This is a genomic window from Rhizobium sp. Root1203 (assembly GCF_001424945.1).
Lineage (GTDB): Bacteria > Pseudomonadota > Alphaproteobacteria > Rhizobiales > Rhizobiaceae > Rhizobium.
Genome location: NZ_LMCW01000012.1, coordinates 894,923 through 909,306, shown reverse-complemented (window position 1 = coordinate 909,306; position 14,384 = coordinate 894,923). Strand labels below are relative to the sequence as shown.

Here is a 14,384-nt window from a genome sequence, read left to right as displayed (position 1 = left end):
TGGAAAGACTGACCGTGAGTGAAATACGCCTCTATGTGACGACCACCGAAGTGCTGGCCGGGCAGATCCTCGATCTGCTGTCGGAGGTCTTCGGCGAAGACGATTTCGCGATCGCGACCAACGAGATCGACGAGAAGAAGGATATCTGGGAAGCGTCGGTCTACATGATGCGTGCGGACGAGGCGCAGGTACGCATCCGTGTCGAAGAGGCCCTGACCCATGCCTTTCCGGAGGCAAAGGTCGAGCGCGAAGTCATTCCGGTGATCGACTGGGTCGCCAAGTCGCTGGAGGGCCTGAAGCCCGTCCGGGCAGGGCGCTTCCTCGTGCACGGCTCCCACGATCGCGACAAGGTCCGTACCGGCGACATCGCCATCGAGATCGATGCCGGCCAGGCGTTCGGGACCGGCCATCACGGGACGACGGCGGGCTGCCTGGAGACGATCGACCGCGTGGTCCGGTCCCGGCGGGTGCGCAACGCGCTTGACCTCGGTACCGGCAGCGGTGTCCTGGCGATTGCCGTTCGCAAGCTGAAGAACATTCCGGTGCTGGCCACGGATATCGATCCGATCGCCACGCGCGTTGCCGCCGAAAACGTTCGCAGAAACGGCATTGCATCGGGCATCTCCACCGAGACGGCACCGGGGTTTCACTCGACCGCGTTCTCGGCGCATGGTCCTTTCGACCTGATCATCGCCAACATTCTGGCGCGACCGCTGATCAAGATGGCGCCGCAGCTCGTCAATCATCTGGAGCCGGGCGGCTCGGTGATCCTGTCGGGCATCCTCGCGTCGCAGCGCTGGAAGGTGCTGGCCGCCTACAACGGCGCGCATCTGCGTCATGTCCGCACCATCTGGCGCAATGGTTGGGTGACTATTCATCTCGACCGCCCCTGAGCCGCCGAGCCAAAGAAAAAGGCGATGCCGATGGCACCGCCTTGAGACCGGTTTCCCAGTCTGTACCCGCGAGCTCGAAGGAGGAGAGACGCTCGAGCGGGCTTCTACTTGTTCTGATCGCCGGTCCGGTGAGGGAGGAGGAGAGCGGAGCGGCGAGTTGCTCAGAACGCGTAGCTGATTGCGCCCTGGTGGCGCGTAACCTTGTGGACGGCACCGCGCATCGAGAGGGTGTCCCCATTCAGTGGGCGGAGCGAGCCGAGAACGTGACGCACGGTCTGGCGCTCGCCAGCCTGCACCGGGCTGCTGTAAGCGGAGCGCGACAGAGAGGCAGTCATTTCTAAATTCCTTTTCGTTTGAGGTTCGTCTCGAACCCGTTTGATGAGGCCTATATAGGTGTTTCGAAAATCTGAGGCAGAGGGTTTCATTCATGGGAGCCATGCAGGGAATGCATAAAGCGTGCCAGTTTAAAAGATGGCGCCTCATTTCCGCCAAAATATTGGGCGGCCAAAGGGCGGGCGTTGACGGCCGGTTTTTCTCCCATCCTCCTGAAATTTCGATAATATAGCGCCCATCCCGCCTGTCGGATTCGTACCCAACACTAGGTTTTGAGCATGTTCCAGTCCTTTGAAGTCACCTCCACGCCGCAATTCGGCCGCGATCGCGTTTCTGCTTTGCGAACAAGTTTCGATGCGCTCGATATCGATGCCTTTCTCGTGCCGCGCGCCGACGAGTTCAACGGCGAATATGTGCCGGCATGCGCAGAACGATTGGCTTGGCTGACCGGCTTCACGGGGTCTGCGGGGATGGCGTTGATAACGCGGTCGCAGGCCATCGTTTTCGTCGATGGGCGATATGTCACACAGCTCGCCGAGCAGGTGGACGGCTCCGTCTTTGCCGGCGGCGACCTCGTCAACGAGCCGCCGCATGTCTGGATCGGCACGAACGGAAGCAAAGGCTTGCGGCTCGGCATCGATCCTTGGCTGCACTCGGGCGCCGAGGTCCGGCGTCTCGAAAAGGCACTTGCCGGGATCGGTGGTTCGCTCGTCGTCCTGCCGCACAATCCGCTCGACAGGCTCTGGACCGACCGGCCGCCGGAGCCGCTTGGCGCGGTGGCAATCCAGAACATCGGGCAGGCCGGCGTGCTGGCGACCGACAAGATCGCCACCATTGCCGCCGACCTCGCCGGCAGGAATCTCAAGGCGGTGCTGATCGCCGATCCTTCCTCCGTTGCGTGGATTTTCAACATCCGCGGCGCCGACGTGCCACACACGCCGCATCCGCTGGCCCGCGCCATCGTCTATGCCGACGGCAAGGCCGACCTGTTTCTCGACAAGCGGAAGACAGGCATCGAGGCCGAGGCCTATCTGGCGCAGATGTGCACGCAACTGGCGCCGTCGGCGCTGGCGGCAAGGCTTGCCGAGGTGTCTAGGGACGGCGGCCGCGTTCTGGTCGATCCCGACCTGACCTCCTACGGGCTTGCCGACATCGTTCGCAAGGCGGGTGGCGACATCGTGGAGGGCAACGATCCGGCGAAGCTTCCGCGCGCGGTCAAGAACAGTGTCGAAATCAACGGATCGGCTGCTGCGCACCTCCAGGACGGCGCGGCGATGGTGGAATTTCTGTGCTGGCTGGCGCAGGTGAAGCCCGGCTCGGTGACCGAGATCGACGTTGCTCAGAAGCTCGAGGCAGCACGTGCGCAGGTCGGGCAGAACATGCAGAACCCGCTCAAGGATATTTCCTTCGACACGATCTCCGGTGCCGGCGAACATGCGGCGATCATGCATTACCGCGTGACGACGGAAAGCAACCGAAAGCTCGAAGCGGGAGAACTCTTCCTCATCGATTCCGGCGCGCAGTACATCAACGGCACCACCGACATCACCCGCACGGTCGGGATCGGAACGGTATCCGAAGAGCAGAGGCGCTTCTTCACGCTGGTTCTCAAGGGCATGATCCAGATCAGCACGGCGCGCTTTCCGAAGGGGACGCGCGGTTGCGATCTCGATCCGCTGGCGCGCATCGCCCTGTGGCGCGCAGGGGTCGACTTCGGGCACGGCACCGGCCATGGTGTCGGCTCCTACCTGTCGGTGCATGAGGGGCCGCAGCGCATCTCGAGGCTTTCGACACAGGAACTGCTGGCCGGCATGATCCTCTCGAACGAGCCCGGCTACTACCGGCCTGGAGCCTTCGGCATTCGCATCGAAAACCTGATATATGTCCGCGAGCCCGAAGCGATCGAGGGCGGCGATATCCCGATGCTTGGCTTTGAAACCCTGACGTTCTGCCCGATCGATCGCAGCCTTGTCATTCCCGAGCTTCTGACCCACGACGAGCTGCACTGGTTCAACGACTACCACAAGCGTACGCGCGAGGCGCTGATGCCCCTGATCCACGACCGCGAGGTCAGGGCGTGGCTGGAGAATGCAACGCTGCCGCTGGAATACTGAGAAGCATCGAACCGGAAAATCCGGAGACCGTCCTGACTGATTGGGCGTCACATCCCGATGGTGTGACGCCACACCATTACGACGAGCCAGGCGGCCACCAGCATCCACAGATGCGAAATGCGCAAGGCAACCAGCAGGGCTGCGACAAGGGCAAGTTTCATATCCCAGCCGCCGTTGTAGAAAGCGGGAGCCACCAGTGTCGTGAGAACGGCGGCGGGGACGGCAGCGAGTGCGGCTTCCATGCGAGGCGGAATGCGTTTCATCGTGGTGATGAGGATATAGCCGCCGATGCGTGTGGCGTAGGTCGCAACCGCTGCGGCGAGAATGACGAGGGCCATGTGAAGATCGAAAGACATGGTCAGACCTCGTGCAGATCGGTTTCGAGTTCCTGTTCCGGCGGCGGTGGCGGCAGCAGGGCGGCGAGGACGATGCCGGCTGCAGCTCCCAGGCTCACATGCCAGGGCGAGCCGACATAGCGATAAGCGACGATCGAAGCGACAGCGCTGACGGCGGCGACCGGCAGGAAGTTGTTGCGGTGGCGAAAGTCCAGCACGATGCCGAGGAAGTAGGCGGGCAGCAGGATATCGAGGCCGATGGATTTCGGATCGCCGATGAAGCTGCCGAGCAAACCACCGATCAGGCTGATGATGACCCACGGCACGTAGATGATGATGCCGAAGCCGAGATACCACGCGAACGTGACGGGCTTGCCGCTTTCGCCGCGCTTGACGGTTTCAGCAAACTGCGGATCGACGAGCAGAAAAAAGGTGAAAAATTTCTGGATGGCGGAGAAGTGCCTGATATACGGCGCGATGGCGGCCGAATAGAGAACGTGGCGAAAATTCACGGCGAGGATGGATGCGACGATCAGCCATGCCTGGACATTGTGGCCGAAGAGCTCGATGCCCACCATCTGGCTGGCACCGGCATAGACGGTGCCGCTCATGAAGGTCAGTTCGGCAAGCGACATGCCGTTATCGGCGGCAAGCGCTCCAAACAGTGCACCGAACGGCGCCGAGGCCAGGGCCACGGGAAAACCGCCGCGCAAGCCTTCGATAAAATTCGCGCGACTCATCGGCGACGATCCTTCTGGAAATTTGAGTTCCCTCTAAGATGACGGACTGTAGGCTGCAAACGATTTTCCTTGATCGACCGATCGATTTCGCTGAACGGTGCCATTCTAACCACGCTGCCTGTGAGGGGGACGATGAAGCCTATTGAATTTTCCAAGGACGAAAAAGCGGCGCTTGTTTCGCGCATCCAGCATTTTTTCGACGAGGAACTCGATCAGTCGATCGGCTTCCTGAAAGCCGAGCTCGTCCTGGACTTCTTCGCGAAGGAAGTCGGGGCTGCATACTACAAGCAGGGGCTCGAGGATGCGCAGATCGCGCTGTCAAGGCGCATCGACGACTTCGCGGAGGACGTCTACCAGCTGCAGCGCGACGCCACCGGATGATCAGTCGGCAAGCGCCTGTCGGCTGGTGACGATGTCAATGCCGTGGTCCCGCATTTCTGCGATCGCTGCGGCAACGCCCTCCGGCGTGATGCCGCGGCTGGCATCCTCGATGAACCGAACCGTGATCCCGGGCATCATTTCCAGTGCATCCAACGCCGAGAACTTGACGCAGTAGTCGGTCGCCAGACCGCAGACGTGGAGCTCGGTGACCTTCTGTCCCTCGAGGAAATCCGCAAGGCCGGTTTCGGCGTCGCGGTCATTGTCGCGGAAGGCGGAATAGCTGTCGATCTCGCGGTTCTCGCCCTTTTGGAGGATGAGGTCGATGTCGTCCGCTTTGAGTGCCGGGTGCAGTTCGGCATCCGGGGTGCCCTGGATGCAATGGTCCGGCCACATCATCTGCGGCTTGCCGGCAAGGGTGCCGAGTTCAAAGGGTTTCGTCCCGGGATGCGAGGAGGCAAAGCTGCCATGGCCTGCCGGGTGCCAGTCCTGCGAGGCGACGACCAGATCGTACCTGCCGCTTTCGATCAGGCGGTTCGCGACGGGAACCACCTTGTCGCCGTCGGGAACGGCGAGGTTGCCGCCAGGGCAAAAGCCATTCTGAATATCGACCAACAGCAGCGCTTTCATGGACACGTCTCCACCTATTGTTGCGCCGCAAGATGCCAAGGTGAATTCGAAGGCGCAAGAGGTGAAAAATGCTTCGCCGCGGACGCGGCGAAGCATCGTTTCGAAATCAGCGGGGCCGGTGACCCTTCAACCCGTAGAAGGCGATGTAGACATAGCAGACGATCGGCATCAGGAAGCCGAGATGAATGCCGACCGTATCGGCCAGTCCACCCTGGACGAGCGGGAGCAATGCGCCGCCGACGATTGCCAGGCACAGGATGCCCGAGCCCTGGCTCGTGTATTTTCCAAGGCCATACAGGGCGAGGCTGAAGATTGTCGGGAACATGATCGAGTTGAAGAGACCGATCGCGAGTACAGACCACATGGCGGCATGGCCGCCCGAGAAGACTGTGAGCAGCAGCAGCGCAATCACGACGACGGCGTTGAAGGCAAGTGCCTTGCCGTCGTCGACGTAGCGCATGACGACCGCGCCGATGAAGCGGCCGATCATCGCGCCGCCCCAGAAATAGGCGACGTGGTGGGCTGCCTCCGCCTCCGTGAAGCCTGCGATGTCAGGCTGGCTCATGAAGTTCACGAGGAAGCTGCCGATGCTGACCTCTGCGCCGACGTAGAGGAAGATGCCGATCGCACCAAGCACCAGATGGCGATACTGCCAGGCAGAGCCGCCACCGGTTATGGGTTCGATGTCGCCGGCGTCCTGGACCTGCGGGAGCTTCAGTGCGGCGAACAGGGCCGCCAGCAACAGGAACGCGATTGCCAGCAGCATATATGGAAACTTGACTGCGTTCGCTTCTGCCAGCCTGACGGCATCGAGTTGTTCGGGCGTTGCGCCGACGATGGCGGCTGTCGCCGCGGAGAGGATCAGCAGGGCGCCGAACATCGGGGCAAGTGTCGTGCCGAGCGAGTTGAACGCCTGGGTCAGGGTCAGGCGGCTGGCAGCCGTATCCGGCGGGCCAAGCACGGTCACATAGGGGTTAGCGGCAACCTGTAGGAGGGTGATGCCGCTGGCGAGAACGAACAGCGCCGCGAGGAAGAGGGCGTAGACCCTGTAGCCGGCAGCGGGAATGAAGAGCGCGCAACCGATCGCGGCGATCACGAGGCCGAGCACGATGCCCCACTTGTAGCCAATGCGCTTGACCAGCGCGCCGGCCGGAAGCGAGGCTATGAAATAGGCGCCGAAAAAGCAGAACTGGATCAGCATCGACTGCGTGTAGTTCAGCTGGAAGACATTCTTCAGGTGCGGCACCAGAATATCGTTCAGGCAGGTGATGAAGCCCCACATGAAGAACAGCGACGTCAGGGCCACAAGGGCGAAACCATAGTTCGCGGCGGGGGAAGATGCGGACGAAGCCGGGCGTGTCGTCGCGGCGTTGTTGGTGATGATACCAGCCACTTTTATACCTCTTTTTCTCGTTGGCGCCGGGTATTTTCCGTTGAAAGCCGTCTGGGAGGACGGGCCGGCGGCGGCTCGGCGGGGCGCTCTGGGAGGAAGCGTGCAGCAAGCCACAGGGCTGATATATGCCGCCGACAGGAATTTCGATAGTATTCAAACGATTTTTATTGTGCCTTGCGGTAAAATCTCGCGACTGCGAAGGTCAGGCGGCCGGTGCAAGGGGTGCGGTCTTCCGGCAAGGGTGTCGGACGGGCGGGCATCCGAGCGCGGTCACGCGGCTTCATCGCCCGTGGTTTGGCCATGCCTGCTCACTTGGACGGGGCGCTGAAAATTGCCGCGTTGGAGTAAAAATATATGGCGCTTCCCAGCGCCCCGTTCGGCGGTTTATGGGAGGCGGAGATTATGGATACGGGGTCGGGGATAATCGGGCGCGATATTTCGGCTAAGCGATTGATGATGCTCAGCAGGAATCCAGTGCGCCCAAGTCCTTGGGTGCGGAAAACTCTTCTTCCAACGACCAAGGACGGGTCATTCACGGCGCCGATGCGCCGTGGCTGGATTCCCGTGACGAGCACAGGAATGAGGGAAGAAGCAGGCCTAAGCCGCTGACTTTGCTCATCCGCCACAGCGCTGGGTGTCGTCACGGCGCTCCGAACCTGGCTTCGGAGAGATCGGCTTCGCGCACCAGTTTGCGCAGGACGTCGTCCGACAGCTTGCGCGATTTACCGAGACGGAAGAACTCCGCGCGCTCCGCCTTGACGCCGGCAAGCCAGAGCTTGCGCTCGATGTCGTCGATGCGCCGGGCGAGTTCTGCGTCGTCGCCGGTCTTCGAGCGGCCGTCGATGCGCCGGCGGTAGACGTCCATCAGCCGGGCACTTGCCTCCACGTAGATGTCGGCATCCGGGCGGCCGTCGCCCATGTCGTGCTGCAGCGCTTCGATCGCGCGTATCGCGGCTTCCGCGCCCTTGACGCGTGCCTCGTCTTCCTCGCGCTTGTGCGATGGTTCGGGCGGGATCTGCAGATCCTTGAGCAGGATGGGCAGGCCGACGCTCGCCACGACCAGTGAAACGATGATGACACCGGCGGCGAGGAAAATTGCAAGGTCGCGTGCCGGGAAGGGCGAGCCGTCCGTCATGGTCAGCGGCAGGGTCAGGACACCCGCCAGGGTGATGGCGCCACGCGCGCCTGCAACGGAGGTGGCGGCGACAAGGCGCCAGCCGGGCTTGTTCATGGTCCGGCCGCTTTTCGCGGCGCGATAGAGCGTGAAACGCAGCGAGACCCAGACCCAGGCAAACCGGAGGATGCCGAGCGCCAGGTTGATCGCGACGACGTAGGCGATCAGCCAGATCGGGTCGTGATGGCCGGTCTCCCGGACGATCCGCGCGGCACCGGAGGCAATCTGCGGCAGCTGCTCGCCAAGCAGGACAAAGATGATGCCGTTCATCGCAAACTGCACCGTATCCCAGACCGCGGCGCGGCGCACGCGGGTGACGGCCAGCGCCCGACCGCTTTGCTCGCCGTAACTCATGGTGATGCCGGCCGCGACTGCCGAAAGGATGCCGGAGCACCCGAGATGCTCGGCGGCGAGATAGGCGGCGAAGGGCATGAGGAGGCTGATGAGGATCTGTGCGCCGGTTTCTTCGCCCAGGCGCCGGGTGACGAACCCCTTTACCCTGACGATGAGCCATGTGAGCGCTACGCCGATCACGATGCCGCCGGCGGCGACCCACACGAACGCTCCGATTGCGTCGACGAGCGAGAAGGTGCCGGTGAGCACCGCGGCGACGGCAAAGCGCATGCAGACCAGGCCGGACGCATCGTTGAGCAGCGATTCGCCTTCGAGGATATGCATGAGCCGGTTTGGAATGGGAACGCGGGCGGCAATCGCCGAGACCGCGATCGGGTCTGTCGGCGACACGATGGCGGCAAGTGCGAAGGCGACCGCCAGCGGCATGGACGGTATCAGCCAGTGGATCAGAAGGCCGACGCCGAGAACGGTGAAGACCACCAGACCGAGCGCGAGTTCGAGGATGACGCCCTTGTCGCGGAAGAGCCCTTCCTTGGGAATTCGCCAGCCGTCGAGAAAAAGCAGCGGCGGCAGGAACAGGAGGAAGAACAGGTCCGGATCGAGCGTGACGCCGAGATCCGCGACGGCGGTGATCGCAACGCCGAGCGCGATCTGGACGATCGGCTGCGGCACCGGTATCGGGGAGAGTCTTGTGAGTGTTCCGCCGACGACGACCGCAAAGAGCAGGATCAACGAAACGCTGATGCTTTCCATGAACTGCCGATCCTTCGTCTTCTCGTCGATGGTTCGGTTTTGCGTCTTTTCGGCAGCCGGTGCAACCGCGCTGCTTGGCCGTCACGCAGAAGCGGCTTCGCCAAACCGCCTGGGCGAGGGTGACCACACACGCCGGCGACGCTGACCGCGACCCCGAAACACGGTCCGCGGCGGTTGCTTCGGCTCCCCCGGCGGAGCCTTGTCAATCGCCGGTCTCCAATCGCCGGTCAGGCGGTCTGGATGTCGTCTGCAGTGTCTGCCGCGAGCGATGCGCCGTAGGTGGTCTGGTAGGCGCGGATCGCGGTCTGCATGTCGTTCAGCACCTGCGTCAGGACAGGATCGTCGGCGCTGGATGCACTGCCGGCGACGCTCGCCGGATTGGCGGAGAGGACTTCGTCGGAGGTGAGCTTGCCATCGCCGTTCGCGTCGAGCGAGGTGAGGATGCCCTTCGAGCCGCCGTCGCCGTCATCGCTGCCATCGCTGTCGTCACCCGCACTCGACTGCTGCATCTGCAGCATGATCGATAGAATGTCCGCAGCGATCTTCTGGGCGATCTTGGTGCCGTCGTCGCCGCTGGCCGATGTCGAAGGCTTCTTCGAGGTCGTGTTTGCTGCTGCCAGCTCGTCGGCGGATATGATGCCGTCGCCGTTCTTGTCGAGGCTGGAAAGCGAAGTCTGGTACTGGCTGGACGCGCTGCCCAGGGAGGAAATGCCGGTCACTTGAAGCTCCTTTGCGGGTTCATCGTGAAATCCGCCTTTCATGGGCGGACGCAAAGCAGCTAGGACAATTGACGGATGTGGTCAAAACGGAAAGTCGTGATGAATTTCAACCGATTGACGGAAATGGCGCAAGCGGATTAACCTTTGGTTTACGTCTTTTATTTGCTTGAAATTACTAGGGTTTTATATCGCTGATTTGGCCCGTGCGTTGCTTTGTAGAGAGCTTTCCAGGTCTGTTTGCATCAGCCGACTGATTGAAACGCTTTTCGATGGCCTGGCCGGCCCTGCGACATTTCGACCGTATCGGCGCCGGCAAGGCGGGCGCTTCAGGCCAACTCGCGGCGCGAATCGGCGTCCCTTGCTTGCCGGCGATCCAGGCCAGGCTAGATATCGATCGCATCGGAGGAATTGCGCGTCGCCAGGATCTTGTCGATCCGCATTCCATCCATATCGAGCACTTCGAACTTCCAGCCGTCGAACTCGAACGTCTCGCCTGCCTGCGGGATGTGCTGGAGCACGTGCAGCGCGAAGCCTGCCAGCGTATGGAAATCCGCATCGGGCCTGTCGCGCAGGCCCAGTCTCTCGAACGCGTCGAATGCCGGCATCATCGCATCGATCAGCAGCGAGCCGTCTTCCCTGATCACGATTTCCGGATCCTCGCCGGATCCCGGCAGATCGCCGGCGATGGCTTCCAAGAGGTCGGTCTGGGTGACGATGCCTTCGAGGCTGCCATATTCGTCGATCACGATGGCGAGCCTGACCGGCGAGGCCTTGAAGCTGTCGAGCACGCGGACGACTGACGTCCCCTCGTGGAGCACCAGCGGTTGCCTGATCACCTCCATCGGCTTGACCTTACCGCCGTCGAGCACCTGGTCGAGCAGGTCCTTTTTCAGCACCATGCCGATGGGCTCGTCGATCGAGCCGTGGGCGACGAGAAGCTGTTCGTGGCTGCACTCGCGGATGGTCTTCAGAATATCCGCCTCGCTGTCGTCGGCATCGATCCATTCGACATCGAGCCTGGGCGTCATGATGTCCGAAATCGGTCTTTCGCCGATATTGAAGACGCGTTCGACCAGCTGCTGCTGCACCTGGTTGAGAAGGCCGGCCTCCTGGCTTTCCGCGACAAGAAGCTTGAGTTCCTGCGGGGAGTGAAAGGAGGATTCGCCGGTGCCGGCGTGCAGGCCGAAGGCGCGAAGCACCATGTTGCCCATGCCGTTGAGAGCGGAAATCGCCGGCTTGAAGAGGATGAGGAACAAGGCCAGGGGCCGGACGACGGCCAGCGAGGTTCCCTCGCTGCGCTGAAGCGCAAGGCTCTTCGGGGCGAGTTCCCCGAGCACGATATGCAGCGAGGTGATGATGACGAAGGCAATCACCACTGCGATCGTGTGCGAGCCCGCCGTCGCCCATTGGCCGGGAAGCCAGCCAAGCAGCGGCTCGATCAGGTGGGCGAGGGCAGGCTCGCCGACCCAGCCAAGCGCCAGCGACGATATCGTGATGCCGAGCTGCGTGGCGGCAAGATTCGCATCGAGATTGTCCACCGCGCGCTGAAGCGCCGTGGCGTTCATGCGCCCTGCGGCAACCAGTTCGGTGACGCGGCTGCGTCTGACTGAGACCAAGGCGAATTCGGCGGCGACGAAAAAGCCATTGGCGGCGACGAGAAGAAAGACAGCGAGAATCCCTGCGTAATCGAGAATACTGCCGTTCTGGCCTGACATACGATGATAACCCCGGGCTATTGAGAAGGCAGCCAGCCTAGCATGGAGAAAATCAATGTGGCAGGGGCGAAGTTGTCGCCGGATCGCGCCACCGGTGGATTCTGCCTCAATTTCTCGTCCTGCGTGTACCGCCGGTGCGCGACAGATACGGGGCTCGGATCAATCGCCGTGCGTTTCGTGGAATTCGGCCTGGCCGCGCTTCCAGTAGCCGGCTGCCTTGATCCAGGTTTTCGGATGCCGCCGTTCATCGACCATGACAGTGCGCAGGCGCCTGGCGACGACGGTTTCGCAGGCGATCCAGACATAGCCGTCGCCCGTCGGCAGCGGGATGTCGCGCAGCGCCCGGTCGAGCTCATCCGTGGTGCCGGCCGGAGCCGCGCCGCGGTGCAGCCAGAGGGTGGAAACCTCCGCCTTGCTGGCGAGCGCCTGTTCCTCCTCGGGGCCGGCAACTTCAGCGACGACCAGCGCACGGGCGCCGGCCGGCAGTTCCTCGAGGCGACGGGCAATCGCGGGCAGGGCGGTTTCGTCGCCGGCAAGCAGATACCAGTCGAAATCGGTGGCGACCACGAAGGAGCCGCGCGGGCCGCCGACGCCGAGCTTGTCGCCGGGTTGCGCGCGCAGCGCCCATTCGGTCGCCGGGCCGGCCTCATGCAGGGCGAAATCCAGATCGAGTTCGCCCGCTACGGGATCGAAGCGCCGGGGCGTATAGTCGCGCAGCGTCGGCCGGTTGGCCGGATCGATCATCGGCTTGCCGTCGGGACCGATTTCCGGAAATGTGAGCTCCTCGCCGGGGCGGGGAATGAGTATCTTGACGTGATCGTCATGGCCGAGGCTGGTGAAGCCCTCGAGATCGGATCCCGTCAGCGTCACCCGGAGCATCTGTGGCGTTACCTTGGCGACGCGGCTCACCGTCAGCAGGCGGCGCTTGAGTTCGTGGCGAACGCGTTCGATCGGGTGGCGGTTTTCAATGGTATTTGGAGCGATGTTTGGCGTCATCAAAAGTTCCTTCGTTCGGAACCTGGGTGCGCGTAACGCAGGCATGCCGCGCCGCTCGCACCCCGGATCCGGGCTCGATCAGCGCGTTGATTGACGTTAACGCTTACGTGCGGCGTCGAGGGGCGGCAGATGGATTGTGTCTAGCGGCCGGCCGGCGGCTTGGCAAGATAAAACATGATTTTAAAATGAAGGTTTTGTAATGCTTGTCGGCGCACTGGAGTTCTGCAGGAATGCGGGAGGTCTGCGGGCCCGCTGGAGGACTTGGCGGGTTGCGGATCGCCCGGCCATGCAAGGAGATTATGATGTCGATCAGTGTCGTGCAGCTGGGGACGCCGCGGCTGGCGGGCGAAGGTGTCAGGATCGGCACCGTCCGCAGGCCGCCGCGCGGCGTGCCGAAGGAGGAATTTTCCAGCCGCGACTACTATGACGTCTGGCTGCCGATCCTGGCGCCGAGTCAGGGCCTGGTCTCCGAGGCGAAAGCCGCCGTCACCGAAGCCGACTGGGACCGCTTCGTCAGAGCCTATACGAAGGAGATGAAGGCACCCGATGCAAGCCATGCGCTCGAGCTGCTGGCAACCCTTTCACATGCCAGCGCCTTTTCGATCGGCTGCTATTGCGACGACGAGAGCCGCTGCCACCGAAGCGTCCTCCGCCGCCTGCTTGCGGACAGGGGTGCGCAGTTAGCCGAGGCCTGCAGTTAGAGTAATTCCGCTTTTCGTCGAATCGCGAAAACGCTGCCTCTTCTTGCTTTGCCGCAATTCCGGACGCAAAGCTGCCACGCGCTTTTGCTGGAATTGCTGCCGCCGCGCCCGCGCTCTTGCCCATCCCGGTGATTTCTGCCTTTCTTGCGAGGAGGAAATCAGCCGGAAATCGAAGCCATGCCGGAGCCGGATACAGAGGAAAAGATCGATGCGACCTTTCGCAACGGCTCGCTGACGGCGGCGGGCATCATCCTCGGCTTTTCCCTGAATTTCATCAGCCATTGGGTCTCCAACCCGAACGACTGGAGCCGCATCGACATCCTGCCGATGCTGTGCCTCACCGTCGGTATCGCCATCCAGGTGAAGGTGTTCGCCGACCTTCTGGCGCGGGACTCGCTCAACGCCGCAAAATACGACCGCTCGCGGCGCCTGTTCCTGATCGGCCTGGGAATCGTCGCGGCCGGCATCGGGCTGGCGCTGGTGAACGATATACTGGGCCTGGGGTCGATGCCGATTTTGGGGTGAGGGGGTGCGTTTGGGCCGAATGGCGGCTCCGGAGTTAACTTTAAATTGTATTTCTGCTTCTTTTTAGTTGCTGTTCTTAGTAGAATTGGAGGTGTTCTGAGTGTTGAGGTGAAGCATGGCTGTTAGAGCAGAGCGAGCGGGCGCAGACTTTGCGATTTCGATGCTGCGTTAGTAAAAGGGATGGGTGCGCGCAATGACCGACACCATGACATCGCTGCATGGTTTGGTGTCAATCAGGGCCGAATTGCCGAGGTTCTTTCAGGCAAAAAATTTCAATGGGTTGAGGTTGCACCCGCCGAGAAGCTACCCCCTCGAGGACGATATTCGTCTGGGAGGGCAACTCACCACTCACTAAAGGCTTTAGAAGAGGCAAAGGCGGCACTTGAGTTGGCACTAGATAATATTGATCTTGCTCTCAAAGACGTCAAAAAGTTCAGATAGTCTCCCTCACTCGATAGGCATACGCAAAACTCAGAGCCTCGCCCGGCGTATAGAATACTCAAATTTCTTGATGAAGCGAGCGGGCGCTACGCCCGCTCAATGTGCCTTGCCTCTGGATATCATGTCCCGATAATCTTGTTGCAAGCCAGCGCAATGCCCGGATTGCTCAGGATGGCAATCATCAGCGACA

At 62.0% G+C, this 14,384-nt stretch carries 14 protein-coding genes; 5 read left to right on the top strand and 9 right to left on the bottom strand.

Annotated features, from left to right (window positions below):
- The first annotated feature begins 14 nt into the window (after window positions 1-14).
- A complete protein-coding gene (locus tag ASC97_RS15160; RefSeq protein WP_057469114.1) occupies window positions 15-893 on the top strand; it encodes a 50S ribosomal protein L11 methyltransferase in 879 nt (292 codons plus the stop codon).
- A 161-nt stretch (window positions 894-1,054) separates the two neighbouring features.
- On the opposite strand, the gene ASC97_RS34655 is transcribed toward ASC97_RS15160, so the two are convergent.
- Window positions 1,055-1,228 (bottom strand): hypothetical protein, encoded by a 174-nt coding sequence (locus ASC97_RS34655; RefSeq protein WP_200959470.1) that lies wholly within the window; start codon window positions 1,226-1,228, stop codon window positions 1,055-1,057.
- Window positions 1,229-1,504: 276 nt separating this feature from the next.
- On the opposite strand from ASC97_RS34655, the gene ASC97_RS15155 reads away from it, so the two are divergent.
- A complete protein-coding gene (locus tag ASC97_RS15155; RefSeq protein WP_057469113.1) occupies window positions 1,505-3,340 on the top strand; it encodes an aminopeptidase P family protein in 1,836 nt (611 codons plus the stop codon).
- Window positions 3,341-3,387: 47 nt separating this feature from the next.
- Here ASC97_RS15155 and ASC97_RS15150 read toward each other — a convergent pair whose 3' ends face one another.
- Together ASC97_RS15150 and ASC97_RS15145 are read right to left on the bottom strand one after the other, a co-directional pair.
- Window positions 3,388-3,696: an AzlD family protein gene (locus ASC97_RS15150; protein WP_037064251.1), complete on the bottom strand. Its 309-nt coding sequence runs from the start codon at window positions 3,694-3,696 to the stop codon at window positions 3,388-3,390.
- 2 nt (window positions 3,697-3,698) lie between these two features.
- Complete coding sequence (locus ASC97_RS15145) at window positions 3,699-4,415, bottom strand: AzlC family ABC transporter permease (RefSeq protein ID WP_057469112.1); 717 nt, start codon at window positions 4,413-4,415, stop codon at window positions 3,699-3,701.
- 132 nt (window positions 4,416-4,547) lie between these two features.
- Here ASC97_RS15145 and ASC97_RS15140 point away from each other — a divergent pair, with 132 nt between their 5' ends.
- The gene (locus ASC97_RS15140; protein WP_057469111.1) at window positions 4,548-4,796 is read left to right on the top strand and encodes a DUF2164 domain-containing protein; all 249 of its coding nucleotides are present in this window, start codon (window positions 4,548-4,550) and stop codon (window positions 4,794-4,796) included.
- Here the strand turns inward: ASC97_RS15140 and pncA are convergent, their stop codons facing one another.
- The 6 genes from pncA to ASC97_RS15105 all read right to left on the bottom strand — a co-directional run bounded on the left by pncA (window position 4,797) and on the right by ASC97_RS15105 (window position 12,527).
- The gene (pncA, locus tag ASC97_RS15135; RefSeq protein WP_057469381.1) at window positions 4,797-5,423 is read right to left on the bottom strand and encodes a bifunctional nicotinamidase/pyrazinamidase; all 627 of its coding nucleotides are present in this window, start codon (window positions 5,421-5,423) and stop codon (window positions 4,797-4,799) included. It lies immediately after the preceding gene.
- Window positions 5,424-5,529: 106 nt separating this feature from the next.
- Entirely contained in the window at window positions 5,530-6,804 is a 1,275-nt protein-coding gene (locus ASC97_RS15130) for a sugar MFS transporter (protein WP_113000697.1), read from the bottom strand.
- Window positions 6,805-7,456: 652 nt separating this feature from the next.
- The gene (locus tag ASC97_RS15120) at window positions 7,457-9,097 is read right to left on the bottom strand and encodes a Na+/H+ antiporter (RefSeq protein WP_057469108.1); all 1,641 of its coding nucleotides are present in this window, start codon (window positions 9,095-9,097) and stop codon (window positions 7,457-7,459) included.
- A 227-nt stretch (window positions 9,098-9,324) separates the two neighbouring features.
- Window positions 9,325-9,816, bottom strand: a complete 492-nt coding sequence (locus ASC97_RS15115; protein ID WP_057469380.1) for a hypothetical protein — start codon at window positions 9,814-9,816, stop codon at window positions 9,325-9,327.
- Window positions 9,817-10,199: 383 nt separating this feature from the next.
- Complete coding sequence (locus tag ASC97_RS15110) at window positions 10,200-11,531, bottom strand: hemolysin family protein (RefSeq protein WP_057469107.1); 1,332 nt, start codon at window positions 11,529-11,531, stop codon at window positions 10,200-10,202.
- Between the two features lie 159 nt (window positions 11,532-11,690).
- Entirely contained in the window at window positions 11,691-12,527 is an 837-nt protein-coding gene (locus ASC97_RS15105) for a siderophore-interacting protein (protein ID WP_057469106.1), read from the bottom strand.
- 302 nt (window positions 12,528-12,829) lie between these two features.
- Here ASC97_RS15105 and ASC97_RS15100 point away from each other — a divergent pair, with 302 nt between their 5' ends.
- Together ASC97_RS15100 and ASC97_RS15095 are read left to right on the top strand one after the other, a co-directional pair.
- On the top strand, window positions 12,830-13,228 hold the full coding sequence (locus tag ASC97_RS15100) for a DUF488 domain-containing protein (RefSeq protein ID WP_057469105.1): 399 nt from the start codon (window positions 12,830-12,832) through the stop codon (window positions 13,226-13,228).
- Between the two features lie 177 nt (window positions 13,229-13,405).
- Entirely contained in the window at window positions 13,406-13,753 is a 348-nt protein-coding gene (locus tag ASC97_RS15095; RefSeq protein WP_057469104.1) for a hypothetical protein, read from the top strand.
- The last annotated feature ends 631 nt before the right edge of the window (window positions 13,754-14,384 follow it).

Coding starts and splice junctions, on each gene's coding strand:
- ASC97_RS15155 (WP_057469113.1), top strand. CDS start 1,505: ATGTTCCAGTCCTTTGAAGTCACCTCCACGCCGCAATTCGGCCGCGAT.
- pncA (WP_057469381.1), bottom strand. CDS start 5,423: ATGAAAGCGCTGCTGTTGGTCGATATTCAGAATGGCTTTTGCCCTGGC.
- ASC97_RS15150 (WP_037064251.1), bottom strand. CDS start 3,696: ATGTCTTTCGATCTTCACATGGCCCTCGTCATTCTCGCCGCAGCGGTT.
- ASC97_RS15145 (WP_057469112.1), bottom strand. CDS start 4,415: ATGAGTCGCGCGAATTTTATCGAAGGCTTGCGCGGCGGTTTTCCCGTG.
- ASC97_RS15140 (WP_057469111.1), top strand. CDS start 4,548: ATGAAGCCTATTGAATTTTCCAAGGACGAAAAAGCGGCGCTTGTTTCG.
- ASC97_RS34655 (WP_200959470.1), bottom strand. CDS start 1,228: ATGACTGCCTCTCTGTCGCGCTCCGCTTACAGCAGCCCGGTGCAGGCT.
- ASC97_RS15110 (WP_057469107.1), bottom strand. CDS start 11,531: ATGTCAGGCCAGAACGGCAGTATTCTCGATTACGCAGGGATTCTCGCT.
- ASC97_RS15105 (WP_057469106.1), bottom strand. CDS start 12,527: ATGACGCCAAACATCGCTCCAAATACCATTGAAAACCGCCACCCGATC.
- ASC97_RS15120 (WP_057469108.1), bottom strand. CDS start 9,097: ATGGAAAGCATCAGCGTTTCGTTGATCCTGCTCTTTGCGGTCGTCGTC.
- ASC97_RS15100 (WP_057469105.1), top strand. CDS start 12,830: ATGTCGATCAGTGTCGTGCAGCTGGGGACGCCGCGGCTGGCGGGCGAA.
- ASC97_RS15095 (WP_057469104.1), top strand. CDS start 13,406: ATGCCGGAGCCGGATACAGAGGAAAAGATCGATGCGACCTTTCGCAAC.